The organism is Flavobacterium hydrophilum (assembly GCF_003202405.1).
In the GTDB taxonomy this organism is placed as follows: Bacteria; Bacteroidota; Bacteroidia; order Flavobacteriales; family Flavobacteriaceae; genus Flavobacterium; species Flavobacterium hydrophilum.
Genome location: NZ_QJHL01000002.1, coordinates 778,568 through 805,534, shown reverse-complemented (window position 1 = coordinate 805,534; position 26,967 = coordinate 778,568). Strand labels below are relative to the sequence as shown.

General features: G+C 34.6%; 17 protein-coding genes. All 17 read right to left on the bottom strand.

The genetic code is table 11. The features are described 5' to 3' along the window. Nucleotides 1–10 precede the first annotated feature (10 nt). Complete coding sequence (locus DMB68_RS12585) at nt 11–394, bottom strand: VanZ family protein (protein ID WP_110347000.1); 384 nt, start codon at nt 392–394, stop codon at nt 11–13. Continuing rightward, entirely contained in the window at nt 387–767 is a 381-nt protein-coding gene (gcvH, locus tag DMB68_RS12580; protein WP_110346999.1) for a glycine cleavage system protein GcvH, read from the bottom strand. Before gcvH ends, DMB68_RS12585 begins: the two co-directional genes overlap by 8 nt. Nucleotides 768–851: 84 nt before the next feature. Then, entirely contained in the window at nt 852–8,129 is a 7,278-nt protein-coding gene (sov, locus tag DMB68_RS12575) for a T9SS outer membrane translocon Sov/SprA (protein WP_110346998.1), read from the bottom strand. Between the two features lie 25 nt (nt 8,130–8,154). Next, nucleotides 8,155–8,736 (bottom strand): Holliday junction branch migration protein RuvA, encoded by a 582-nt coding sequence (ruvA, locus tag DMB68_RS12570; protein ID WP_110346997.1) that lies wholly within the window; start codon nt 8,734–8,736, stop codon nt 8,155–8,157. A gap of 65 nt (nt 8,737–8,801) precedes the next feature. After that, nucleotides 8,802–11,093: an NADP-dependent malic enzyme gene (locus tag DMB68_RS12565; RefSeq protein ID WP_110346996.1), complete on the bottom strand. Its 2,292-nt coding sequence runs from the start codon at nt 11,091–11,093 to the stop codon at nt 8,802–8,804. 153 nt (nt 11,094–11,246) lie between these two features. Next, complete coding sequence (locus DMB68_RS12560) at nt 11,247–11,672, bottom strand: CBS domain-containing protein (protein ID WP_110346995.1); 426 nt, start codon at nt 11,670–11,672, stop codon at nt 11,247–11,249. Nucleotides 11,673–11,933: 261 nt separating this feature from the next. Further along, a complete protein-coding gene (queG, locus tag DMB68_RS12555) occupies nt 11,934–12,860 on the bottom strand; it encodes a tRNA epoxyqueuosine(34) reductase QueG (RefSeq protein ID WP_110346994.1) in 927 nt (308 codons plus the stop codon). After that, nucleotides 12,857–14,203: a cytochrome P450 gene (locus tag DMB68_RS12550; protein ID WP_110346993.1), complete on the bottom strand. Its 1,347-nt coding sequence runs from the start codon at nt 14,201–14,203 to the stop codon at nt 12,857–12,859. The genes queG and DMB68_RS12550 overlap by 4 nt, the downstream gene beginning before the upstream one ends. An 11-nt stretch (nt 14,204–14,214) precedes the next feature. Next, nucleotides 14,215–15,237, bottom strand: a complete 1,023-nt coding sequence (gene ruvB / locus DMB68_RS12545; protein WP_110346992.1) for a Holliday junction branch migration DNA helicase RuvB — start codon at nt 15,235–15,237, stop codon at nt 14,215–14,217. Nucleotides 15,238–15,347: 110 nt separating this feature from the next. Then, nucleotides 15,348–17,150 carry a cytochrome c oxidase subunit I gene (locus DMB68_RS12540; RefSeq protein ID WP_110346991.1) on the bottom strand — a complete coding sequence of 601 codons (1,803 nt, stop codon included), beginning with the start codon at nt 17,148–17,150 and terminating at the stop codon, nt 15,348–15,350. A gap of 30 nt (nt 17,151–17,180) precedes the next feature. Further along, nucleotides 17,181–18,371, bottom strand: a complete 1,191-nt coding sequence (locus DMB68_RS12535; protein ID WP_110346990.1) for a cytochrome c oxidase subunit II — start codon at nt 18,369–18,371, stop codon at nt 17,181–17,183. Nucleotides 18,372–18,390: 19 nt separating this feature from the next. After that, nucleotides 18,391–19,914, bottom strand: a complete 1,524-nt coding sequence (locus DMB68_RS12530; RefSeq protein ID WP_110346989.1) for a quinol:cytochrome C oxidoreductase — start codon at nt 19,912–19,914, stop codon at nt 18,391–18,393. 27 nt (nt 19,915–19,941) lie between these two features. After that, the gene (locus DMB68_RS12525; RefSeq protein ID WP_110346988.1) at nt 19,942–20,487 is read right to left on the bottom strand and encodes a c-type cytochrome; all 546 of its coding nucleotides are present in this window, start codon (nt 20,485–20,487) and stop codon (nt 19,942–19,944) included. 8 nt (nt 20,488–20,495) lie between these two features. Then, on the bottom strand, nt 20,496–21,020 hold the full coding sequence (locus DMB68_RS12520) for a DUF3341 domain-containing protein (protein WP_110346987.1): 525 nt from the start codon (nt 21,018–21,020) through the stop codon (nt 20,496–20,498). Beyond that, nucleotides 21,013–22,416: an NrfD/PsrC family molybdoenzyme membrane anchor subunit gene (nrfD, locus tag DMB68_RS12515; protein ID WP_110346986.1), complete on the bottom strand. Its 1,404-nt coding sequence runs from the start codon at nt 22,414–22,416 to the stop codon at nt 21,013–21,015. The genes DMB68_RS12520 and nrfD overlap by 8 nt, the downstream gene beginning before the upstream one ends. Before the next feature lie 33 nt (nt 22,417–22,449). After that, nucleotides 22,450–25,509, bottom strand: coding sequence for a TAT-variant-translocated molybdopterin oxidoreductase (locus tag DMB68_RS12510; RefSeq protein WP_110346985.1), 3,060 nt, complete (start codon nt 25,507–25,509; stop codon nt 22,450–22,452). 32 nt (nt 25,510–25,541) lie between these two features. Further along, on the bottom strand, nt 25,542–26,873 hold the full coding sequence (locus DMB68_RS12505) for a c-type cytochrome (RefSeq protein ID WP_110346984.1): 1,332 nt from the start codon (nt 26,871–26,873) through the stop codon (nt 25,542–25,544). Nucleotides 26,874–26,967 lie beyond the last annotated feature (94 nt).

Sequence of the window (26,967 nt, the reverse complement as noted above, 5' to 3'; positions counted from 1 at the left end):
GAATTTATATTTAGATTTTTTCGATTTGCTTTTTAAAAGCCATTGCCGAAAAAATAGCTGCTGTAGCACCAATTGCATTACCTAAAATATCTGCGACATCTGCAGCTCTGGTTTTAGTAAATATACTTTGTAATATTTCGATGGTTATTCCAAAAAAAACTGAAAATATAAAAGAAATCAAATAAGCCTTGTAATCATCAGTTGTCTTTCCTTTAAATTCTTTTTTGAAGAATAAAATCCAAGAAATTGTAAATCCAAAGTGAAAACAAAAATGCACTATTTTATCAATACTGGGAAAATTTACTGCCGGAATATTACTTGAGTCTGTAAGACAAAAATAAGTAATAATTCCAGAGCAAACTATAGCCCACAATAAAAGCAATTGTTTAGGCACCGATTAGTTGTTTGTATGCTTCATCAGATAATAATAAATCAATTTCTGAAGCGTTAGCAATTTTTATTTTAATCATCCAACCAGCTCCGTAAGGATCAGAGTTTACTGCTTCAGGCGTGCTTTCCAAATCTTCATTAAAAGCAATGATTTCTCCTGTCAAAGGTAAAAATAAATCAGAAACCGTTTTTACTGCTTCTACAGTTCCAAAAACTTCATCTTTATCTAATGTCTGATCTAAAGTTTCTACTTCAACGTATACGATATCTCCCAATTCTTTTTGAGCAAAATGAGTAATTCCTACTGTTGCAACATCTCCATCGATGCTAACCCATTCGTGATCTTTTGTATACTTTAAATTTGCTGGTATGCTCATAATACTATGTTTGAAATTGATAATTTAATTTTAAAGCAACAAATGTAACAATCTTCTAATAAAAATTAGTTTATAATCACAAAATTAATTTCCGAAATTGTATCGAAGTGTAAACCCTGATCGAATATTAGTCAATGGAAATGATGTAGAAATTACAGCTTTCGAGAACGAATGATCATAATAGAATATGGCCGTAAGATTTTTACTAAAAGCATAATCAGCAGTAACTTTTACTGACCAGATATTTTGTCCGGCTGCCAGCTGATTATTGTCATAATCCAGATAACGAACCAGAGTCTGATTATTTCTATAGGATAAATCTGCTTTGATATTGATATCGCTTTTTATAATTCCTGTTGGATTATCTGCTAATGTTGACGAAAAAATAACATCTTTAAAACGATAACCTAACCCTACAACATATTCAAGACCTTTTACTTCGGTCAATAAATTATTATCAAAACTCATTGACAAAGCCCTGTCTTTCTTAACTTCTGTAAGAACTCTTAACGATCCTTTTAATTCAAAATCTACACGAATCAACGGGCTAAACTGCTCTACCAAATTGACATTTGACATAATGGTTTTGTTGAAGAAATTACCATTTACATCTGTGCCATCCGGATTTTCATTATAATCAAAATTTGATCTGAATTGATTAATCGTATAAGAAGCCCTGTAATTATGCTGTAAAGAAAAGCGTTTAAACCTGTCCTTAAAATATTTATAACGCATCAGTCCATTATACTTTATACTCCAGTTTGGAATAGGGAAATTTCTAAAAATTCCTGTCGAAACACCAGAAGCATCACTTCCTGAATAAGCAGCTAAAAAGGCTGGCAATAAAACAGCCTGATTGCTTTTTCCATACCCCACAGGAAATCCATCATTTGCTATAGTTTGCTTTCTTTGAGGGTTGTTTGGGTTTGCAAGATTATCTATAGGCACACTTGTATCTTCAACAGGAAGTGCTCCTGCATCATATCTTGGAATTGCAGTACCGTATCTATCTTCTGCCAAACGATTGGCTATTATCAAACGATTCTCTCTAAAATCGTCAAAAGCCGCTGATACATTTTCATCACTTGCAGAAAATGCTGTTTTGATTAATACTGTGGAAATAGAAAACATTCCATACGTATAAGGTGACAGAGGTACATATTCGCCATTCGTAACGCTATATTGCTCGGAAGAATTTTCAGAATAAGACCTGTCCATGGTCAAATCTATTTTAAAATCTGGAAACAAATCAACATTTGCTGTTACTTTTAAAAGTTTAGTATTTACCTGAGTATAATTCTGATTGAAATTTTCATAGGTAGTCAGCCAGCCATTTTTGGCCGCTTCATAACGTACGTCATCCTGACTTCCGAAAATAAACCCTAATGTTGGTTTTGAAGTTCCTAAAAATCCTATGCTTGGGGTATAACCCGGTAAAACTGTTCCGCTGTTCTCTGTATAATTTATCTGAATATTTTTTACACTCGTCAGAACTCCAATCAAACCATCATAAAATGGGCTTCTGGCAGCTGCAGCTTTATTGGTATTTACTATTTTTTCTCCCGGTTTTGGCGGACCAGCCGGTTTGGGCTTAGCTGCTTTTTTAGCTCCTGGCGTTAATCCTAAATACTTGTACAACGTTGCCATATTAAAAGTTGTATTTAGTGTATTTGAATTTGCATTCTGAATCGTATTTCCTAAATTATAAATCGTAGTAGACCCATCCGGATTTTCTTCTTCATATTGAGACAATGCAGTTGATGAACGCTGCCAGTTATAATCTGCCGTATAAGAATAATTAGCTTTTACAAAACTAAAAATTGGCAGCTTATTGATTGGAATATCATAATTTACAATCAACTGCTGTGTATGCTGATTTGGTGTTCCGAGATCAAAATAATCATCCCAGATATTAAAATCCTCTTTTGGTGTATTATCATCATTCAAATAATTTTTAACAATATTATTTGAAGCAGCCGTGTAATTTAGCTTTAAAGATTTGGTCAGATTGAATCCAAATCCGTATTGATAATTATGTGCAAAGTTTCTTCTGTAAAGGGTTTCAAGACCAATTCCAGGAACATCTTCAACCTGCCTGAATTGCTGGCTGTTGCTTTGTCTTATAATATTTGAATTAAACGAAATATTGGAAGGCAAATAGTTAAAGTTAAAATCACTTAAAAGCTTCCAGTATTCACTTTTTTTCATGAATTTATTCTTCTTGAAAGGCACTACTTCTTTTGGCTGAAATGTATAGGCATAATTTACAGATGAATTTGACAATTCATCTTCATAATCTTCAATCTCATAATCATGTCGTTGCACCTGATTGTACGATTGAGAGAAAGTAAAATTTTCTACATCGTAAACGTGCGGTTTTTGTTCTGGTGCCCTGTCTTTTCTAACGCCTATAAAGTTGATACTTTTACGTTTGGTATAATCTATCGCTCTATTTTTGTAATTATCTTTTGTAGCCTGATCTGTTGTTTCGTCAAGTAATTGCTGTAGTTTAATATCCTGATTAAAAGGATCATATTCTGGTGTAATTACCTCTTCTCCAATTGCATAATTAAACGGAAGATTGATTCCCCATTTTTGAGGCAGTAATTTTCCCAAATTTAAATTCGTAACAATATTATATTGCTGAATATCTTCACGATCTCTTTCGTTTGCACCTTCTTCAATAGATCCAAAACCAATGGTACTTTTTCTACCTGTTGCAGAAACCGTAGCAAAATCGGCCATATTAGTATCAATACTTAATATCGCTGCCATACCTCCTTTGTTATCCATATCAGACAAGCGAAGTTCATTAAACCAGACTTCTCCTTTTATATTTTTATCAGTGGTATTACTGTTTTTCAGACCTACCATTAAATTTCGCACCAAGCCAAAATTAGGATTTCCTTTGATCCCTAATTTCAACCTTCCATCTCCATCACCTCCTTCAACTTCTGAATCATTATCAGGATAATAAATACCGTTTATATCGCGTTTAGGAGAGTTTATATCAACACTCATTCCTTTAATCTTCATTTTGGTTAATAAAGCAAGAGCCAAATCCATATCATTTCCTTCAAGCCAAACCTGATCTGGATTTATATTACAAGCTCCACCTATTGAAGTCACTTTTAATGGTATTTCAACCTGATAGAAGTTTTCTGTAAAGTCATTTCCAAAACGTATAAATGCTACCATTTCATCTTCCCCAAGAGGCACTTCACCTTCTAATGATTCAGCATGCAAAAACATTTTAAGTTTTTTATACTGACGCATATCAAGACTTACATTTTTAAAAGAAGCTCTTGAATCCTGCTTTTCTAATCCGTTTCCTGAAACACGTAATGCTAAAGATTGCTCATTTTGATTGATTACCGTATTATTGTTATATAATTGTTCTCTTTGAACACCAGGTGGCACAACATAATTTACAGGACATTTTGTACTATTCTCCTGAATATTTACTGCCTGTACATCAAAATCTGTCCCATCATTAGTTGGATCCGTATCTGCTGCATCAAGAGTACCGTCATATCTTCTCCATTCTCCTCTTACTAAATCTAATGCCCCAAATCGCAACGTAACCTGATCATTAAAACCAGTCATAAACATTCTCATAAATCGAATAGACCTAAAATCAGAAATGTTTCCTATAGTATTTTGCGGTTGAGCAACTGGAATTTTAAACTGAATCCATCTGGCCGTTGTATTTCCACCATTTGGCAATTCAACATTATTTACCACTTTAATATCGGTTATATAATTTTGCCCTATAACCATATCAGGTTTCATATCAATGCTATATTCATAATAGGCATTAATAGTGTTCATGGTGTTATCACGATTTATATCTTCGACATCAGGTAGTGTAGTTGAGCCACGATTGGCAGAATTTATATCTACGGCAGAGTTGCCTTCAAGACCATTATATTTCTTATAACGATTAAGAACGTCTCCATCTGTATTTAAAAAATACGTATAATCATCTGCTGCCGGATCAGGTTCTGAAGCATAATTAGTATAAATTGCAGCTTCTCTTGCATTTGGCAAACCATCCAAACCAACATCCTGATTAGTTCTGTTACCCGCATTATTGTCAAAAGCATATATTAAAGATTGTGAAGCCGGGACATCTCCCCAATGTGCCTGCCCTTGAATTGGCTGAGCAATAATTTGATCAGGTCCAAGACCATTTTCATATTGCTTTCTTCCATCTTTTAAAATATCCTCTGAAACTTCTCCTAAGTTAAAATATATTTTTCCAACATTAGAAAGCTGTGCTGATGCATTTCCTACATATGGATCGAGTACCCAAAACTGAATATACTCGACATTACTTTGTTCAAAATTGGTCGAATTCAAAGAACGCATAATTCCACCAAAATTACCATTAGCAGGTTGTGTACCAAAACCAGGATTGTTATTATACTGACCTCTTTCAGAAGGGAAATAAGTTAAATCAAGAGTGTTTATCACTTGTAATTGTCCTTGAGCAATATCTGTATTTGGATATAGTTCTTTGCTGTAAATTCTTCTGGTAGTGTTTAAAGACAAATCGTCATTTGATATTCCTGATGGCTTTTGAGTGTAAAAAATAGGGTCAATGGAGTACCATGCAAGTTTAGCTCTTTTATATCCATAATCTAATGAATTATCTGCTGCTCCAAAAGTATTATCTCCAGCTGAATTAATAAATGGTGTTGATGCCAGGCTCCAGGCATAAGCTGACCGCATATCTATAGTAGATTGCGAACCTTCAAAATCATCTACATATATAGTTGCCTCTCCTTCAAAATCACTTGCTTTTGGTGCGTCCGGCCTTAAAAAAGCAACTTCTCCCCTTATCGAAAGATTAGAAGGAACATCTGTATCAATATTAGGCAGCTTGTTTACCAATCTAGTAAAAAACGGAATTTCGGTTGAATAATTCCCGTTAAACCCGAAAATTGTATTATTTACAGATTCCTGACCGTAACTTGATTTTTGAGTAAATGGCCTTTCTGTCATTTTTAAATAGGTACCACCAACAATAAATTTATCTGAAATTTTATGTTCAACATTCAACCCCATAAACCTTCTGGTTTGTTGACCAAAAACCGAATTATTTTCTAAAGAAACTTCTATTGGCGTATTTGAAGCCTGCAAAGACGCATCTAAAATCTGAACCCTTCCTAGTTGATAATCAACACTATAATCAATCCCCTCAACTAAAACTCTCCCTGCGGCAGTCACTACAACAGAACCTTGAGGAACATTAAAAGCACCAATAGGTATTCCATCACTTCCTGATGATTTATATTTTCCTCTTAATAAAAACTTATTTTTTTCGCTGTCCTGTAGAGCACCTGACTGTGTGGTTTTGTACATGCTTCTGAACACGTATTTCCTTTGATTCGGATTATAGGTAGAAGGATCATTATAATTTTCTCCCGCTGTTCCAGTATTTAATTTATCGAATAAAAGCTTTCCAAAAGGCTCTTTGGTCGTAAAAATAATACGCCCATTTTGCGCATCAAAAGTGATTCCCTGAAGGTAATCAAAGAAACCATCACCTCCTGCTTGCGGGTCATTATTGTAATTCAATTTATCCAGGTTGAAAACTTTCAATAAGGGAGTTTCTGTTACTTCATTACCTGCTGTAGGATTAGAAGGAAAAGGATTTGCAGCATCAACAGGTGAAATATAATTTATCGGTGAAGGATCTGTATAAAGGATATTGAACCTAAAATCGTCTTGTTTAACCTGATAAGCACCGGGTATTTGATAAATGTTTTTCATCATCAGATTCCAAACCGGATTTTGAACATTCGTCAAACTGCTTTTCAGCATTTTCAAAATCAAACTTTGCGTAATAACAGCCTGATTATTATTCTGAGTACTTCCTGTTACCACTGTCCCATCAACACCGTCGCTACCAAACTCTCCTACCTGATATACAACTCCTCCAACAGTATATTCATAGGCTACTGCTAAAATCTCATCGTTAGCCAAACGTTGCTGTAATGAAATATAACCTAACTGAGGGTTAAAAGTATACTCGGTGGCAGTTAATTTTCTGGCATTTTCAAGTACAGAATAATCAGTTCCTTCGCTAACATTTGGAACATTAGCAGGATTAAAACCAGACTTAGCTGTCACTATTTCTCTAATATTTGAATTTAGATAGGAAGCCCCGGGCTGACCAATTACAGCCGGATCATATTTATTATTTCCATTATCTGTAGGTGAATCAATAGGCTTAGTAGGATTGAAAAATCCCGTTGAAGGGCTTATAACAACAACTTCAGAATCAGGTATTCCTGTGAGCTGTGCTTCTCCTAAATCCTGTAGTGCAATAACATTTCGCAAGTTATTGCTTGTTGTACTAACACGGTTTTGCTTGTTCGTTACCCAAATTTCTAACCTTGTAATTTGAACCCGACTATCAATAAATGGGTAATTTCTAAGCGAAGCATCGTATTTATTTCTAAAATATTGTGATAAAAAGAAATGCCTGTCATTATCATAATCCAGAGCATACAAATCAAAATTCTGAATTGTTCCACCACCTTCTGCCACTATACTTTTCGTTTGCGATTTTTGTTCAGAGAATACTCCCGTAACTGTTGTTTTTCCAAATTGCAGTTGTGTTTTAACACCAAACAAACTCTGTGCTCCACGAATTAAAGTACTATTCAAAGGCATACTGACGTTACCTACTTCTACTTTTTGAACGATATCGTCTTCTGTGGGAGTGTAAGCAAGTTTAAATAAATTCTGAAAAGCAAATGTAGACTGGGTATCATAATTAGCATTTACCTCTAATCTGGTACCTACTTTCCCCATTAAACTCATACCAATTCGTTGATCAAAATCAAAAGTCAGACTCGATCTGTTTCTTGGCGAAAAAGACGGATTATCTTGTTTGCTATATCGCAGCCCCAAATCCATTTCAACAGAACCTGTGGGTTTTACATCAATTGTATTGCTTCCAAAAATAGATTCAAAAAGACTTGAGTTGATATAATACCTTGGCAATAAATCTTTTTTTGCATCTTCACTTCCCGCTTTTTTACCGTCAATAGCAATCATTTTTTGCCTAAAATAATCTCTTCTGGATTCTTTAAGCAGTAAATCCTCATATTGTTTTGGTGTCAAAACCAAAGGATAATCAATAGAAAAGCCATCAACTGTACTCGTATAAATATAACGGTCAGTAATTGGATCGTACTTGTAAGCAGAAAGTACGCTTGGTGGGTTTTGTAACTCTAACTTTCCAACAGAAAATCCTGTTTTAGTAGTATCCTGAATTGTTGGATTTACCTGTGCACGCAAAGCATTACCACACATTAAAACCAGTAAAAAAAGTAAAATTTTACGCATACAATTCAGGTGTCTTAATAGTAATTTATAAAGCTTTTAAAGCCTTTTTGATAATAGTTTCTACAGTCGCTTCCGGATCTTCTTTTACAATTTTCTCAACTACTTTTTCAGAAGTTTTTCTAACAAAACCTAAAACTTCTAAAGCAGATAACGCTTCATCTCGATTTGTATTGTTTTGAACAACAGAAACTTCATCTAAATCGTATAATTTTAAGACTTTTTCTTTCAAATCCAATATTACTCTCTGTGCTGTTTTATTACCGATTCCTTTAATAGACTGAATAACACCAACATCACCTGAGGCAATCGCATTTATAATTTGTCTTGGCTCTATAGATGACAACATTGTTCTGGCAATGTTAGCTCCGATTCCCGAAACAGATATTAACATTCTAAATATTTCTCTTTCCGATTTTTCTGCAAAACCGTATAAGGTATGCGCATCTTCTTTGATTAGAAGATGCGTATATAATTTTATAAAATCAGTATTTGGAATTAATGAAAAAGTATGCAAAGAGATATTGACCTGATACCCAACCCCTGCACAATCAATCACAACTTCTGTTGGATTTTTCTCTACTAATTTTCCTTGCAAATGTGCTATCATAATATAATTTGTGGTGCCAAATATAATAAAATTAAGACAATATTAACAACGACTTGAGCCATCTGTTATTTAGCCAGTTTATTTTTCTTTAATTCTTTTTCCTGAGCATCAATAACTGCAATAGCTGCCATGTTTACCATTTCTTCAACACTTGCACCCAATTGAAAAATATGAACAGGTTTACCCATTCCCATCATAATAGGACCAATAGAGTTCACTTGATATAATTCTTTTAACAATTTATAGGTAATATTCGCTGATTCAAGATTAGGAAAAACCAATGTATTTACCTTTTTTCCTGCCAGTTTCGAAAAAGGAAATTTCTCCTGAAGCATTTCAGGGTTAAGAGCAAAATCAGCCTGAATTTCTCCATCAACAATCATATCAGGATGATTTTTATGCAAATAGGCAACTGCTTCTCTAACTTTTGAAGCATTCTGATGCGTTGATGATCCAAAGTTTGAATACGAAACCATTGCAATTACAGGCTCTACTCCAAACATTTTAGCTGTTTTGGATGTCATAAGAGCAATGTTTATCAAATCTTCTGCTGAAGGATTGATATTAATAGCTGTATCCGATAAGAACATTGGACCTCTGGCTGTAAGCATCATGTTTGCAGTTGCTACAAGTGAGGCTCCATTTGCTTTGCCAATTAATTGAAGCATTGGTTTTAAAACTGATGGATAGTTTCTTGAATACCCTGTAACTAAAGCATCTGCTTCACCTTCGTTAACCATCATGGCTGCAAAATAATTTCTTTCGCGCATTAATTTCTGAGCATCCAATAATGAAATACCTCGTCGTTCTCTGGTTGACCAATATGACTTTGCAAATTTATCTCTTCTTTGCTCTTCCTCTTTTATTTTTGGATCAATAATTTCAACATCTGCATCAAAACCTAACTCTTCTTTCAGTTCTAAAATAATTTCTTTATTTCCTAATAAAACCGGGAAACCAATACCCTCTTCATGTACAATTTGAGCAGCTTTTAAAACATTCAGATGCTCTGCTTCCGAAAAAACAATTCTTTTCGGATCCATTTTGGCACGGTTTGTAATTAAGCGTACCATTTTATTATCATTCCCTAAGCGTTCTAAAAGTCTTTCTTCATAAGCAAGCCAGTCTGTAATTGGATTTTTGGCCACACCTGATTCAATAGCTGCTTTTGCAACAGCAGGTGCCACAACCGCAATTAATCTTGGATCAAATGGTTTAGGAATTATATATTCGCGGCCGAAACCTAATTTTGTTGCTCCGTAAGCCACATTTACCTGTTCCGGAACAGATTGCTTTGCTAATGAAGCCAGAGCTTTTACAGCTGCCATTTTCATCGCTTCATTAATTTTTGTTGCCCTGACATCTAAAGCTCCTCTAAAAATATATGGAAAACCAAGAACATTATTTACCTGATTAGGAAAATCTGAACGACCTGTAGCCATAATAACATCTTTACGGGTTTCTACCGCTAAGTTGTAATCGATCTCAGGATTTGGATTTGCCATTGCGAACACAATAGGGCTTTCTGCCATTGACAACAGCATTTCAGCTGACAAAATATTTCCGGATGACAATCCTATAAAAACATCAGCATCTTTTACAGCTTCTGCCAAATCAATTTTAGCTCCATCTATAGCATATTTCAATTGCAATTCTGAAAGCGAAGGATTATCTTTTGTTAAAAGTCCTTTACTATTGAACATCAAAACATTTTCAACTTTAACACCCAGTAAAACATATAAATCTGTACAGGCTATCGCAGCTGATCCGGCTCCGGAAACTACAACTTTTACATCTTCGGCTTTTTTGCCTGCTAATTCTAATGCGTTAATTAAAGCCGCTGAAGAAATAATGGCGGTTCCATGCTGATCATCGTGCATTACCGGAATATCTAATTCCTCTATCAGTCTTCTTTCTATTTCAAAAGATTCCGGGGCTTTAATATCTTCAAGATTAATCCCTCCAAAAGTTGGAGCAATATTTTTTACGGTCTGAATAAATTCTTCAACATCTTTTGTCCCGATTTCAATATCAAAAACATCAATATCAGAGAAAATTTTAAATAACAAACCTTTTCCTTCCATTACCGGCTTTCCTGCTTCCGGTCCTATATCTCCAAGACCTAAAACAGCTGTCCCGTTTGAAATTACGGCTACTAAATTTCCTTTTGCTGTATATTTATAAACGTCTTCAACGTTTGCCGCGATTTCTAAACATGGCTCAGCAACTCCCGGTGAATAAGCCAGAGACAGGTCTCTTTGCGTGGCATATTTTTTAGTTGGAACTACCTGAATTTTCCCTGGAGTCGGTTCTGCATGATACAATAACGCTTCTCTTCTTTTAGTCTCTTTATTCATTCGTTTTCACTTAATTGTGTCTTACAAAGATATAAGACTTCGAATAAAACTGTTTGTTTTTGAGTATACTTTTACTGAAAATGTTTAAATTTTGGATAAAAAAATAGTCCGATATAATTTCGGACTATTTCTAAAACTTTATTATTTAAATTGTTATTGTGAAATATAAGAGTTAAGATGATTAATTGTATCCTTTTGCAATTCGATAATAGCCTTTACTACATCACTAATCGAAATAATACCTACAACTATTTCGTCTTCTAAAACTGGCAGGTGTCTTATTCTTTTTGTACTCATGAGCTCCATGCAATCTTCTAAATTATCCGAAAGTTTTACTGTAAAAACAGTGCTTTCCATGATTTCATCAACTAAAGTTTCTTTTGATGATTTATCCTTTAAAACAATTTTTCGTGCATAATCCCTTTCAGACAATATTCCTTTTAACTCAGAACCATCGATAATCAGAATAGCGCCTATATTTTTTTCGCCCATTACTTTCAATGCTTCATAAACAGTTGTTGTTGAACGTACGGAATAAACATTTTTCCCTTTTGCGTTTAGTATTTGATTTACAGTCATATCTGAAAATTTTTTAGGAGTATAAAGTTAAAAAAAATTGAATACAAAAGATAAGCCTCAACATTTTTTAACACCTAATAAATTCATTTTTAAATCTTTACAAGATATTTAACTGTTTCCAAATATTCTCTGAAACAAAAGAATAATTCACAAGCTCTTTTTTATGAAAAACACAACGTTTTTACATTTAAATCGAAAATAAAAGGCATTTCCTAAAATTAAAAAGAACGGCACAATATTGAAGATATAAGCTGTACGAGATTATTCCAAAAACTTAATATTTCTTCTCAAACCATCAAACTTAGTTCTCTTGACAGGAGAATTTTTAAAAACCAACCGAAAAGTTTCCTCTGTTATTTCGATCCAGTCTTTTTTAGAAAAAGAAAGCAACTCAGGATTTGCATTAAACAAGGGTTCTGAATGTGGTTTCGAAAAACGATTCCAGGGACAAACATCCTGACAGGTGTCGCAGCCAAACATCCACTCATCAAATTTACCTTTCATTTCATATGGAATATTTTCTTTGAGTTCAATTGTATAATAAGAGATGCATTTACTGCCGTCTACAACATATGGAGCGACTATCGCCTGAGTTGGACAAGCATCTATACAGGCTGTACATGAACCACAATGATCCGTTACCGCATGATCGTATTCTAAATCTAAATCCAAAATTAGTTCAGCAATAAAATAAAACGAGCCTACTTTTTGAGTTAATAAATTACTGCTTTTACCAATCCAGCCCAAACCGCTTTTTGCAGCCCATGCTCTATCCAGAACAGGAGCAGAATCGACAAAAGCACGTCCGGAAACATCCCCTATGTTTTCCTGAATTGAATGAAGAAATTCTTTTAGTTTTTCTTTAATAACAAAATGATAATCCTGGCCGTATGCATATTTTGAAATTTTAAAACTTTCATTATTCTGAATCTCAGTAGGATAATAATTTAGTAAAAGTGAAACTACACTTTTAGCATCATCAACTAATAATGTTGGATCTAAACGTTTGTCAAAATGATTTTCCATATAAGCCATTTGACCATTATGATTATTTTTTAACCATTTTTCCAAACGGGGAGCTTCTTCTTCAAGAAATCCTGCTTTGGATATACCGCAGGAAAGAAAACCAAGTCGTTTTGCTTCAGATTTAATAAATTTCGAATATGTCTCTTTAGAATTAATGGTCATCTTTTAGAGAATATAACTTCAGATACAACTGGTTTTAAAGTAATTAACGGATTAAACCGTATTTCATTTTTAGTTGATTTAATCACGTATCTTTTTACAATGTAAGATAATGTCAGACACATTTCATAAATAGCAAATCCGACTCCAATACACATTCTCGGTCCGGCTCCAAAAGGATAAAAATATTGCAACGACTTCTTTTTTTGTTCACCAAGAAAACGTTCAGGAATAAATTCATTTGGATTTTCCCAATATTTAGGATTACGATGCAGTTCATAAAAAGAAACGCCAATCAGAGTTCCTTTTTTAATATTAAATTCACCCAAACTATCATCATCTACATTCTCTCTGTCTGTAATCCAGGCCGGCGGATACAATCGCATAGATTCATTTAAAACTGCATTTATATAAGTCATTTTTTGAAGTTGCTCCACCGTATCATCAGTCTCCAATTCTATTTTGAAAATTTCGTCAAATATCTTCTCCTGTACATCAGGATTATTTCCTAAAAGATGTAAGGTAAAAGTTAAAGCATTTGCTGTCGTTTCATGCCCGGCAATAAAAAGGATTTTTATTTCATCTATTAATTGCTCTACAGACATTCCTTCACCGCTATCCTCATAACGTGTTTCAAGAAGCATGTTGAGCAAATCATTAACCTCTTTTTTTGAAGCAATTCTTTCTTCTATAATTCCCTGAATAATTTTATTGTTCTCGACTGCTAACTCAAGGTGTTTTTTTACCTGACCGCTAATTGAAAACCACCATGTTTTATGAGGGAGCCTAATTTCTTTTATTAAAAAATTTTGGACTTCTTCAATAATAAACTTTATACGATTTAATTTAGTATCAGAAGTTGAAAATTGAAATAATGATTTAGCCACAACATTAAAAGCTAATTCGCTCATTACAGGAAAAAGATCAATTGGTTCTTCTTCAACTAAATCATTAAGCTCAGAAATAATTATCTGTTCCATGTTTCCAACCAGTTGATTCATTTTTTGCTTATGAAAAGCCGGTTGGATGAGTCTTCTTTGTTTTAGCCAAAATTCTCCATCAACAGTTAAAAGTCCTTTTCCCAAATATTTTGAAAGATAGACAGATTGAAACTTTGATTTATGGTAGTTCTTTTGATTTTTCTGTAAAATATATTCAGCAACCTCATTGTCTCTGGATAAAATGATATATTTTGATTTTCCAATTTTAATAGAAAACGAATCTCCTAAAACATTAAAATATCTGTTGTGAAACGGAATAGGGTTTTTACGTATCCCTTCAGCATCCAAAAAAAATCTAACGATTGAAAGCTTCTTTGGGTAATTATATCTTTTATTCTCAGACATTGGATAATAAATTAAAACAATCCTCCTTGAATATTCATATTTACTTTCCCTAAGTGTTTATAAGCTTTATCAGTAACTTCACGCCCACGGGGAGTACGCATAATAAAACCTTCCTGAATTAAAAATGGCTCATAAACTTCTTCAATGGTTTCACTGCTTTCAGAAACGGCAGTTGCCAAAGTTGAAAGACCAACAGGACCTCCTTTAAATTTACTTATAATGGTCAACAATATCTTGTTATCCATTTCATCAAGTCCATGCGCATCAACATTTAATGCTTTCAAAGCATATCTGGATATTTCTAAGTCAATCGTACCATTTCCTTTTATCTGTGCAAAATCACGTACACGACGCAATAAAGCATTTGCAATACGAGGTGTCCCACGGCTACGTCCTGCTATTTCTATTGCTGCTTCAAGATCGATAGGCATTTTTAAAATAGAAGCACTTCTTTCAACAATTGTGGTTAAAAGTTCAGTGGTGTAATATTGTAAACGGGAAGATATTCCGAAACGGGCACGCATTGGTGCAGTCAATAACCCTGAACGTGTAGTTGCTCCAATTAAGGTAAAAGGATTTAAATTGATTTGCACCGTTCTGGCATTAGGACCGGATTCAATCATAATGTCAATCTTGAAATCCTCCATAGCAGAATATAGATATTCTTCAACAATAGGACTCAAACGATGAATTTCATCAATGAATAATACATCCCTTTCATCTAGATTAGTCAATAAGCCGGCTAAGTCTCCTGGCTTATCCAAAACTGGACCAGAAGTGATTTTGATTCCAACTTCGAGTTCATTTGCCAAAATATTAGCAAGAGTGGTTTTTCCAAGTCCGGGAGGTCCATGAAAAAGTGTGTGATCCAACGCTTCACCACGTTGATTAGCCGCAGCAACAAAAACTTTTAAGTTTTCTAAAACCTGGTCTTGTCCTGCAAAATCATCAAATGACAGCGGACGTAATCTTTTTTCAAGATCTAACTCTTCTGGGTTGTATCCTTTTGCGGTAGGATCTAGATTTTCATTCATTTGACAAAGATATGCAAAGTAATTAGTTTGTAAAACAGTAAAAGTTCACAGATAAAAACTTTTACAAAAACAAAAAGACCATCAGAAATGATGGTCTTTTTAAAATATTTTTAGTGGTGTAAAACTTCTTCACCTTCTTTCATCGGTACATTTTGAGGAACAAAATCTACATCATGATTTGGGTTACTATAGTCATACGGCCAACGATATACGTGAGGAATTTCACCTGGCCAGTTACCGTGGATATGCTCAACTGGTGTTGTCCACTCTAAAGTTGTAGATCTCCATGGGTTCTGAACTGCTTTCTTACCGTAGAAAATACTACTAAAGAAATTGTATAAGAATACTAATTGGAACGCACCTCCTACAAGAGCAAATGTTGTAATTAAGACATTCACATTTTGTAAATCATCAAATAACGGGAAGTTCGTATTTGTATAGTAACGTCTTGGTAAACCAGCTAATCCAATAAAGTGCATTGGGAAGAAAACTCCGTAAGCACAAACTGCAGTTACCCAGAAGTGGATATAACCTAAATTTTTATTCAACATTCTTCCGTACATTTTAGGGAACCAGTGGTAAATACCTGCAAACATTCCGTAAAGTGCAGAGATACCCATTACTAAGTGAAAGTGAGCAATTACGAAGTAAGTATCATGAACGTTAATATCTAAAGTACTGTCTCCTAAAATGATTCCTGTTAAACCTCCAGTGATGAAAGTAGAAACCATTCCGATAGAGAACAACATTGCAGGATTAAATTGTAAGTTACCTTTCCACAAAGTCGTAATCCAGTTAAACGCTTTTACAGCAGACGGAATTGCAATCAATAAAGTAGTAAAAGTAAACACAGATCCTAAGAAAGGATTCATTCCAGAAAGGAACATGTGGTGACCCCATACAATAGTTGATAAAAATGCAATTGCAAGAACCGACATAATCATTGCTCTGTACCCGAAGATTGGTTTACGGGAATTCGTAGCCATAATTTCAGAAACAAGACCCATTGCAGGTAGAATTACGATGTAAACCTCAGGATGACCTAAGAACCAGAATAAGTGCTCAAATAATACAGGAGAACCTCCTTGATAGTGTAAAACCTCTCCTGCGATATAGATATCTGATAAGAAGAATGAAGTACCAAAACTTCTATCAAAAATCAATAATAAAGCAGCTGATAATAAAACGGGGAATGAAATAACACCAATAATAGCTGTTACGAAAAATGTCCAGATTGTAAGAGGAAGTCTTGTCATAGACATTCCTTTGGTTCTTAAATTAATTACAGTAACAATATAATTTAATGATCCCATTAAAGAAGATGCAATAAAAATAGCCATTGAAACTAACCATAAAGTCATACCAGCTCCAGATCCAGGAATCGCTTGTGGTAAAGCACTTAATGGCGGATATATAGTCCAACCCGCAGATGCTGGTCCAGCTTCAACAAATAATGAACACAACATTACAACAGCAGACAGGAAAAACAACCAGTATGAAATCATATTCATAAACCCAGAAGCCATATCTCTTGCTCCAATTTGAAGAGGAATAAGTAAATTACTAAAAGTTCCACTCAAACCAGCCGTCAGTACAAAAAATACCATGATAGTACCATGAATTGTAACTAAAGCTAAATAAATATCATTCGCCATTACACCATCAGGTGCAAATTTATCTCCTAATAAAACATTAAAAATTTTAAAAGACTCTTCTGGCCAAGCCAATTGCATTCTGAAAAGCAAGGACATTGCAATACCAATTACTCCCATAACAATACCAGTAATTAAGTATTGTTTAGCAATCATTTTATGATCAATACTAAAAATATATTTAGTAATGAACGTGTCTTTATGATGATGTTCGTGCTCGTGATCGTGTCCGTGATCGTGACCGTGCGCTTCTGCTGACATATATGTGTACTTTAAATTTTCTTAATAATATTATTTAACCGCAACTTTTGCTACAGCTGCTTTAACAGTATCAATAACCGCTTTTACAGTATCTTTTACTTTTACAGTTGTATCTGTAGTAGATTCAGCTCCTTCTGTTGGTTTCTCAGCAGCTGCCGCAGCTTTAATATCCTGGGCTAAAGTTGTTTTCTCACTTAACCATTTTTTATAATCTTCCGGAGTGTCAACAACAACTTTCATCTGCATATTGTAGTGAGAAGCTCCACAAATTTTATTACATAATAATAAATAATCAAATGTATAAGGATCTAAGGCAGTTCCGCCTTTGGCGACTAACTCTACACTTTTTTCTGATCTAAGTTTATTGATATTTGCAACTTTCTCAACCATAAAAGACAACTCTCTATATTCAGCTGTTGTGTAAGTCGGAACAAAAGCAAATTCTGTAACCATACCAGGAACACAGTTCATCTGAGCTCTAAAGTGAGGAAAATAAGCTGAATGTAGTACATCCTGAGAACGCATTTTAAAATGCACTTTTTTTCCTTTTGGAATATGCAATTCACTAACAACTATATCATCCTGAGCATTAGGATCAGACATATCTACTCCTAAAGTATTAACACCTTCAATTAAACGAACATTTGCTTTTCCTAAAACATTATCTTGTCCAGCATATCTTGCAGTCCACTTAAATTGTTGAGCGTATAATTCAATTTCTATTACATCTTCGTCTTTGTCAACAAACATAATATTATTCCAGGCATACAATCCATAAAGAATCAAAACAGCTAAAACAACAGATGGAATAATACTCCAGATTGCTTCTAATTTATTACTATCAGCAAAGAATAATGCTTTTCTGTCTTTGTTTCCTCTATTTTTAAAAGAAAACCAGTACAATAAACCCTGAGTTATAAATTGAACTACAAAAATTAAAACCCAAGTAATATTCATCAGACTATCTACCAAAAGTCCATGCTCAGAAGCCGGTGTATGAAGTGCTAAACCACCCCATTTTAGTAAACCGTAAATTGTAAATATATATATGAAAGCTAAAAAGCCAAACATAACATATCCTTGAATATTATTATCATTATCTGATGCAACCTGAGAATCGTCCGAAGAAGTTCCTACCTGAGTAAGATCAAATATCTTGGTCAATTGCCATAATGCAACCGCTAATAAAACTACAACTATAATTACCAACAAACTTGTCATCTGTTTATTTCTTTAAATATTAATAATGAAAATGTTTACTTTCTTCTATGAAAGGATTTCTTTTTGCTAACAAAGGAGATTTACTCAAAGCAGTAAACACTACGAAAATAAATAAGCCTAAGAAGAAAAGAATAGATGCAATTTCAGAAACTCCAATAAACCATCTGTCACCCACAGTACCAGGCATAATCATATTAAAGAAGTCAACATAATGTCCTAATAAGATCACAATACCAGCCATTACAATAACCCAGTTTAGACGTTTGAAATCAGTATTAACTAAAATTAATACAGGAAAAACAAAATTCATAACTACAGCTCCAAAGAAAGGAAGATTATATAATTGAATTCTTGTTATAAAATATGTAACCTCTTCAGGAATATTCGCATACCATATCAACATAAATTGAGAGAACCATAAATAAGTCCAGAAAATACTAATACCAAACATAAATTTAGCTAAGTCATGAATGTGACTTGTATTTACATACTCTAAATATCCTTTAGATTTTAAATAAACTGTAACTAATGCAATTGTTGTAATACCACTTACAAAGAAAGAGGCAAACACATACCATCCGAATAATGTACTAAACCAGTGTGGGTCAAAAGACATAATCCAGTCCCAAGACATAATAGACTCAGAAACGATGAAGAATACTAAGAAACCAGCAGATAACTTAAAGTTCTTTTTGTAATATAGATCATCATTAGCTTCATCTTGAGCCAGGCAGTTTTTTCTAGAATAAATACGGTATAAGTTCCAACCTAATAAAAAGATAAATGCTCTTGCAATCCAAAAAGGGAAGTTCAAATATCCAGATTTACCTGCAATAATTGCATCATAATCTTCATGTCCAACTTTAGTAACATTTTCACCTAACCAAACAAAAATATGATTAAAATGTAAACCGCAAAGAACTAAAATAATAAAGAAAATAATAGAACCAGCTGGTAAATAAGCTGTGATTCCCTGCATAACTCTAAATAATACAGGAGACCAACCAGCCTGAGCTACTTGTTGAATAGCATAAAATGCTAAAACTCCCATAGAAAGCAGTAAGAAGAAAATACAAGCAACATACAAAGCAGACCAAGGTTTGTTTTGCAATTGGTGTAAAACATGTTCAGCATGAGCTTTAGGATCATGTCCATGTGAAACTTCTTCGTGCTTTTCCGCTTTTACTTCATGATTAGCAACTACTGTTTCGTGAGTTACTTCAGTTTTTACTTCATGAACTGTATCTCCGTTTGCAACAACAGAGTCATTATTTACAGCAACCACTACATGTGCTCCTTTAGCTTCTTCATGGTGAGCAACTTTTTCATCGTTTTCTTCATGAGTAGCTTCGGCTTTTTCTTCATGATGTGCCGCAGCAGCTTCATGATGACCACCACCGTGCTCTGATGCTTCTTTTTTAAGAAGAGTTTCTACCTCTTCAATATTTTTAGGAGCGTTTAAAAAACCATATCCAATCCCTAATATACCAACGGCCATTAGAATGATAGAAAAAGTTTTTAATTTACTTGAAAATGTGTACATATCTATTACGATCAGTTTGTTCAACAATTATAATTGGCTTTTTAGTTTTAGAACATAGTCAGCAACTAACCAACGTTCGTGGGCACTTAATTGATTTGCATGTGAACCCATTGCATTTAAACCATAAGTCTCAACGTGAAAAATACTTCCTTCAGTGATAACTCTGTCTTTGTAGCTAGGTACTCCAAGAAATTTTTCTCTTTCAACCAATTTACCTTTTCCATTTCCAGTCGCCCCATGACAACTGATACAATAAATTTCAAAAAGCTCTTTTCCTTTGTCAGATTTTTTTTCTTCTTCAGTCAAAGGAGATTTTAAATTAGCTTTTGCCAATTCATACCCTGCTGTTGAATTTTCATATTCATAAGGTTCAAAACCTCTATTAATAGTCCCATCTACAGGAAGCTGTCCTTCTTTTCCTCCTTTAAATATTTTTGATTCTGTGTAAGGCTCGTAAGCAACAGATTCATACATATTAGGAAAGTACTGATAGTTTGGTGCCGAATTATTGTGGCAAGATGAAACTAAAATAGTTAAACCAACCAAAAGTGTTATTTTATATATCCTTTTCATAGCTACAATTAATTCTTTTCTATTACTTTAACTTCTACAGCTCCAGTCCCTTCAAAGAAAGAAACCAGTTCTGCTTCGTTATCATTCACCGCTACTTCCATTAAAAAATGGTCATCAGTTGTTCTTACATCTGGATTTTCAGCTTCTTTAAACGGCCATAATCTACTTCTCATATAAAAAGTAATTACCATTAAGTGAGCAGCAAAAAATACAGTCATTTCAAACATAATTGGCACAAATGACGGCATGTTTTGTATGAAACTAAAACTTGGTTTACCACCAATATCTTGTGGCCAGTCATGAATCATGATATAACTCATCATAAATGTAGCAACAGAAATACCAACACATCCGTATAGGAAAGCACAAATAGCTAATCTTGTTGGTGGTAAACCCATCGCTTTATCCAATCCGTGAACCGGAAATGGAGTAAAAACTTCTTCAATATGATGATGAGCAGCTCTTGTTTTCTTTACTGCATCCATCAAAATATCATCGTCATTATAAATGGCGTATATTACTTTATTACTCATGGTGTGAATCTTTATGTGCTGCTCTTTCTCTAATGTAATTATCTCCTGTTCCTTTCAAAATTGTTTTTACCTCTGCCTGAGCAATTACAGGGAAAGTTCTTGAGTATAATAAAAACAACACAAAGAAGAAACCAATTGTTCCAATGAAAATTCCAATATCAACAAATGTTGGTGAGAACATTGTCCAAGAAGATGGAAGATAATCTCTATGTAAAGAAGTAACAATAATTACGAATCTTTCAAACCACATTCCGATGTTTACTACGATCGAAATTACAAATGAAAACATGATACTTGTTCTTAGTTTTTTAAACCACATAAACTGTGGAGAGAAAACGTTACAAGTCATCATTGCCCAATATGCCCACCAGTAAGGTCCGGTAGCTCTGTTCAAAAATGCATATTGCTCATACTCTACACCTGAATACCAAGCTACGAATAACTCAGTGATGTAAGCTACACCTACAATAGAACCCGTAATCATGATAATGATATTCATTAATTCGATATGCTGTAATGTGATGTATGCTTCAAGGTTAGAAACTTTTCTCATAACAATCAACAATGTATTTACCATTGCGAATCCGGAGAAAACTGCTCCAGCAACGAAGTATGGAGGAAAGATTGTTGTATGCCATCCAGGAATTACAGAAGTTGCAAAGTCCATAGATACAATTGTGTGTACAGAAAGTACAAGAGGAGTAGCTAAACCAGCAAGTACCAAAGATACTTCCTCAAAACGCTGCCAATCTTTTGCTCTACCGCTCCATCCAAAACTTAAGATAGAATAAACTCTTTTGTTAAATGGAGTTATAGCTCTATCACGAAGCATTGCAAAGTCAGGCAACAAACCAGTCCACCAGAAAACCAATGATACTGAAAGATAAGTTGAAATCGCAAATACGTCCCAAAGTAATGGTGAGTTAAAGTTCACCCATAAAGATCCAAATTGGTTTGGTATAGGTAATACCCAGTATGCTAACCATGGACGTCCCATGTGAATAATTGGAAATAAACCTGCTTGTACTACAGAGAAAATGGTCATAGCTTCCGCAGAACGGTTAATAGCCATTCTCCAACGTTGACGGAAAAGTAATAATACTGCAGAAATTAATGTTCCGGCGTGACCAATACCAACCCACCAAACGAAGTTAGTGATATCCCAAGCCCAACCAACTGTTTTATTTAATCCCCATGTTCCGATACCGGTAGATACGGTGTAAATTATACAACCTAACCCCCAAAGGAAGGCTACTAATGCGATTGTAAATACAATCCACCATTGCTTATTTGCAGGTCCTTCAACAGGCGCTGCCACATCTACAGTTACATCATGATAAGTTTTATCACCTATAACTAAAGGTTTTCTAATGGGTGCTTCGTAATGAGACGACATAATCCTTTATATTGTTTCTAATTAATAATTTTACTAAGTATTTCTAACTTTTACATGATAGAAAACATTCGGTTTTGTACCAACATGCTCTAATAAGTGATAAGCTCTTTCGCTTTCAGCAAGTTTAGCAACTTCACTTTCCTTATCATTAACATCTCCAAAAACCATAGCTCCAGATGAACAAGCGGCAGAACAAGCACAAGCATTATTGAACTCATCTTTTGCTACTTCTCTACCCTGACGTTTTGCCTCAAGGATTACAGCCTGTGTACTCTGTATACAGAAAGAACATTTTTCCATAACTCCACGAGAACGAACATTTACGTCTGGATTTAACACCATACGACCTAAATCGTCATTCATATGATAATCGAATTCACTGTTTTTGTTATACAAGAACCAGTTGAAACGACGAACTTTATAAGGACAGTTGTTTGCACAGTAACGAGTACCAACACATCTGTTATACGCCATATGGTTTTGACCTTGACGACCGTGAGATGTAGCAGCAACAGGACAAACTGTTTCACAAGGTGCGTGATTACAGTGCTGACACATTACCGGTTGGAAAGCTACTTGTGGATTATCGCCTGGTTTTTCCATTTCATTAAATGTAGATAATGAACTAGACAAACCTGCAATTCCTTCTTTTCTTTCATTATCACCTTCAAAAGTGCTTTCAGAAGAATAATATCTGTCGATACGTAACCAGTGCATATCACGGCTTCTTCTTACCTCTGCTTTACCAACAACGGGAACGTTATTTTCTGCGTGACAAGCGATAACGCAAGCACCACATCCTGTACAAGCATTTAAGTCGATTGAAAGGTTGAAGTGGTGACCCGTTGAACGATCAAATGATTCCCATAAATCTACAGTTGTAGCTTCAACTTCTTGGTGATCTAAAGATACCATTGGTTTTTCATTCCAATGTTCAGCATCTTTACTATTAAATATTTCTAAAGAAGTTTCTTTAATGATATCTCCTCTACCCATTAACGTTTTCTGACCTTGAACACAAGCAAACTCATGTTCTCCTCCAGCTTTAGCAATAGATACAGATTGAACGCCATTGAAACCTTTATATAAAGTGTAAGCATTTAAACCTACCTGCATTTCTTCTTTTAGAGAAGCCTTACGTCCATAACCAAGAGCTAAACCAATAGTCCCAACCGCTTGACCAGGCTGAACGATAACCGGAACATTCTCCAATTTCAATCCATCAGCAGTAGTAATAGTAGCATAACTACCATTTAAACCACCATTAGCAACTATTTCATTAGACAAACCGATTTTCTTAGCATCTGAATTTGAAACTGTAATATAGTTATCCCAAGAAACTCTTGTAATTGGATCTGGAAACTCTTGTAACCAAGGGTTGTTCGCATGTTGTCCATCTCCCAATCCAGTTTTAGTATATAATACTAATTCGAAATCTCCTGCAGATTTAGATTTTGCAAGTGTATTTGCAGCAGTAGCAGCATCAATAGCCCCTCCAGACAATGGAGCAGATCCAAGTACTGAAACACCATCGTGCAATACTTTATTCCAAGAAGATCCTGCAGTAAATGCTAAAGAGTTAACTTTTAAATAATCGTAAAAAGTACCGCCAGCACCATTTAATGACAATAAAACATCCTGAAATTGTTTTGTATTAAAGATAGGGCGAATCGTAGGTTGCGTTAAGCTATAAGTTCCGCTTGTTATTTCTACATCACCCCAAGATTCTAAATAATGAGGAGTCGGAGCAGCAACAGTAACAATTGAAGCAGTTTCATCTTCTTTTAATGAAAAAGCAACAGATGTTTTAACTTTTTTCAATCCTGAAACAAAAGCAGCAGAATCAGCTAAAGTGTAAACAGGATTAACTCCACTCATAATTAAAGTATGAACACTTCCTGCGTTCAAATCTTTAATTAACTGAGAAACGACAGCATTAGAACCTTTTCTAATTTGTCTTGCTCCAGCAGTAGTAAAAGCTTCACTAGCTAATACTTGATTAATTGCCAAAACTAATAATTGAGCATTTTTATCTTCAATTCCAGATACTAAAACTCCTTTTGATCCAGCAGCTTTAAGCTGTTGTGCAGCTTTTACCACTTCAGCTTTAACATTTGCATCTAAAGCTACAGGAACAGAAGTACCTGTTATAATATTATAAATTTGAACTAAAGCTTGTTTTTGAACAGCTGTAGTCATTGGAACACGCTTATCAGCAGCTGCCCCAGATAATGTCATATTTGATTCAAACTGGAAGTGACGAGACATTTTCCCGTTTTGAGGAATACGCCCTTTTGCATATCCAGAATCATATCCACCACCTTGCCAGTCTCCTAAAAAATCAGCCCCAACAGATACAATTAAATTAGATTTTGAAAAATCATAATCAACTAAAGCTCTTTGACCGTAAACAGCTTGAAAAGCATCTAAAGCCTCAGAAGAAGAAACTGCATCATAAACAACATGCTTAGCATTTGGATTTTTAGCAATAAACTCCGCAATTAATTTTTCTGTAGAAGGGCTGGCCAAAGTATTGGTTAACAACACTACCTGACCTCCTTTTACTTTTGCATCTGCTAAACTTGATTTGATTTTCAAATCAACAGCCGACCAGCTGCTATCTTTCCCATCAATCTTAGGCTCTTTCAGACGACTGCTATCATACAATCCTAAAATAGAGGCATGAATTCTAGCATTCGCAGAAAATTTAGCTCCAGCAATTGTATTGTTTTCAATTTTAATTGGACGACCCTCACGAGTTTTAACCAAAAGATTAGCAAAATCAAAACCATCAAATACTGTAGTTGCATAATAATCTGCAACGCCAGGAATGATCTGTTCTGGTTGTAACACATAAGGGATAGACTTGTGAACAGGACCTTCGCAAGCAGCTAAAGTAACAGCTGCAGTACTAAACCCTACGTACTTTAAAAAGTCACGACGTGAAGTTCCAGATGTAGATAAAGCATCAGCATTACCTAAAAACTCATCAGTTGGAATTTCTTCAACGAATTCGTTATTTCTAAGCGCCTCAACAATAGAGCTGTTTTCTAGCTCCTCAACACTTTTCCAGTATTTTTTGTTTGATGACATTGTATATAAATATTAAAATCTTAATAATTCGATTAATAGTGGCATTTACCGCATTCTAAACCTCCCATTTGCGCTGCAGTTAATTTCTCTACACCGTATTTCTTAGAAAGTTCAGCATGAATTTTATCATAGTAAGCATTCCCTTCCATCTTAACATCGGTTTTTCTATGGCAATCAACACACCATCCCATTGTTAATTTAGAATATTGCTTCATGATTTCAAACTCTTGCACCGGACCGTGACAAGTTTGACATTCAATTCCCGCAACAGAAACGTGTTGAGAGTGATTGAAGTAAACGAAATCAGGCAAGTTGTGAATACGAACCCATTTTACAGGCTGTGTCTTTCCTGTATAAGCTTGTTTAGTCTTATCCCATCCAACAGCATCATATAATTTTTGAATCTGCGCATCGTAAAATGCTTTACTGTACTCAGCTGTAGCAGTAGTCTCAGCAACTTCTGAAATGTTTTTATGACAGTTCATACAAACATTTAAAGAAGGAATACCAGCCGTTTTACTTACACGTGCAGCGGAGTGGCAATATTTACAGTTGATCTCATTATCACCGGCGTGAATTTTGTGAGAATAGTGAATCGGCTGAATTGGCTCATAATTTTGATCCACACCTACTTGCATCAAATAACCATACACAAAATAACCACTTGCCAAAAGCAAGAAAATAGAAGTCACCAAAACCAAGAATTGATTTTTAACAAAAGCTTTCCAAATTGGAGTTCTAGCTTCTTTTGGAGCAACCTCAATACCGTTTTTATTTGCTACTTTAGTTAAAACCTTGTTTACCATGAATAACATCACAACCAAAATAGCCATGACAAGAGCAAGAGCTCCTAAAATAATATTATTTGATATACCACTTCCTTCAGACTGAGGACCTGAGGGCAAGCTTTGAGTATCCTTAGGCGCCTCAGCTTTTACTTCTGAAGTATAAGCGATAATATTATCAATATCGCCTTCAGATAATTGAGGAAAAGAAGTCATTACAGACTTATTGTTTTCTTCAAAAAGTTTAACTGCAACAGCATCACCTGATTTAATCATATCAGAACTGTTATGCACCCACTTGTAAATCCAAGCCATATCATGCTTAGAAGCAACTCCCCTTAAAGCAGGACCAGTTGATTTAGCATCTAATTTGTGACATGCAGCGCAATTTGCATTAAAAAGCTCCTTCCCTTTTACCGGATCACCTCCACCAGTTGCAGCCGGAGCAGCAGCAGCTTCTGTAGCTGCCGGAGCAGCAGCAGGATCTTGAGCAAATGAAGTTAGGGAGAAAATCAGCGTTAGCGATAAGCTAAGCATCAATTTTCTTGAGATCGAATTATGGTTACCCACCTTTTTCATATAGTATAATAATTATCTACTAATTTTTGGTATGATTTTTTCTTGATTAAACAAGATAAAACCGTATACCCTCTTTTAAAACTTGCACAAAAAT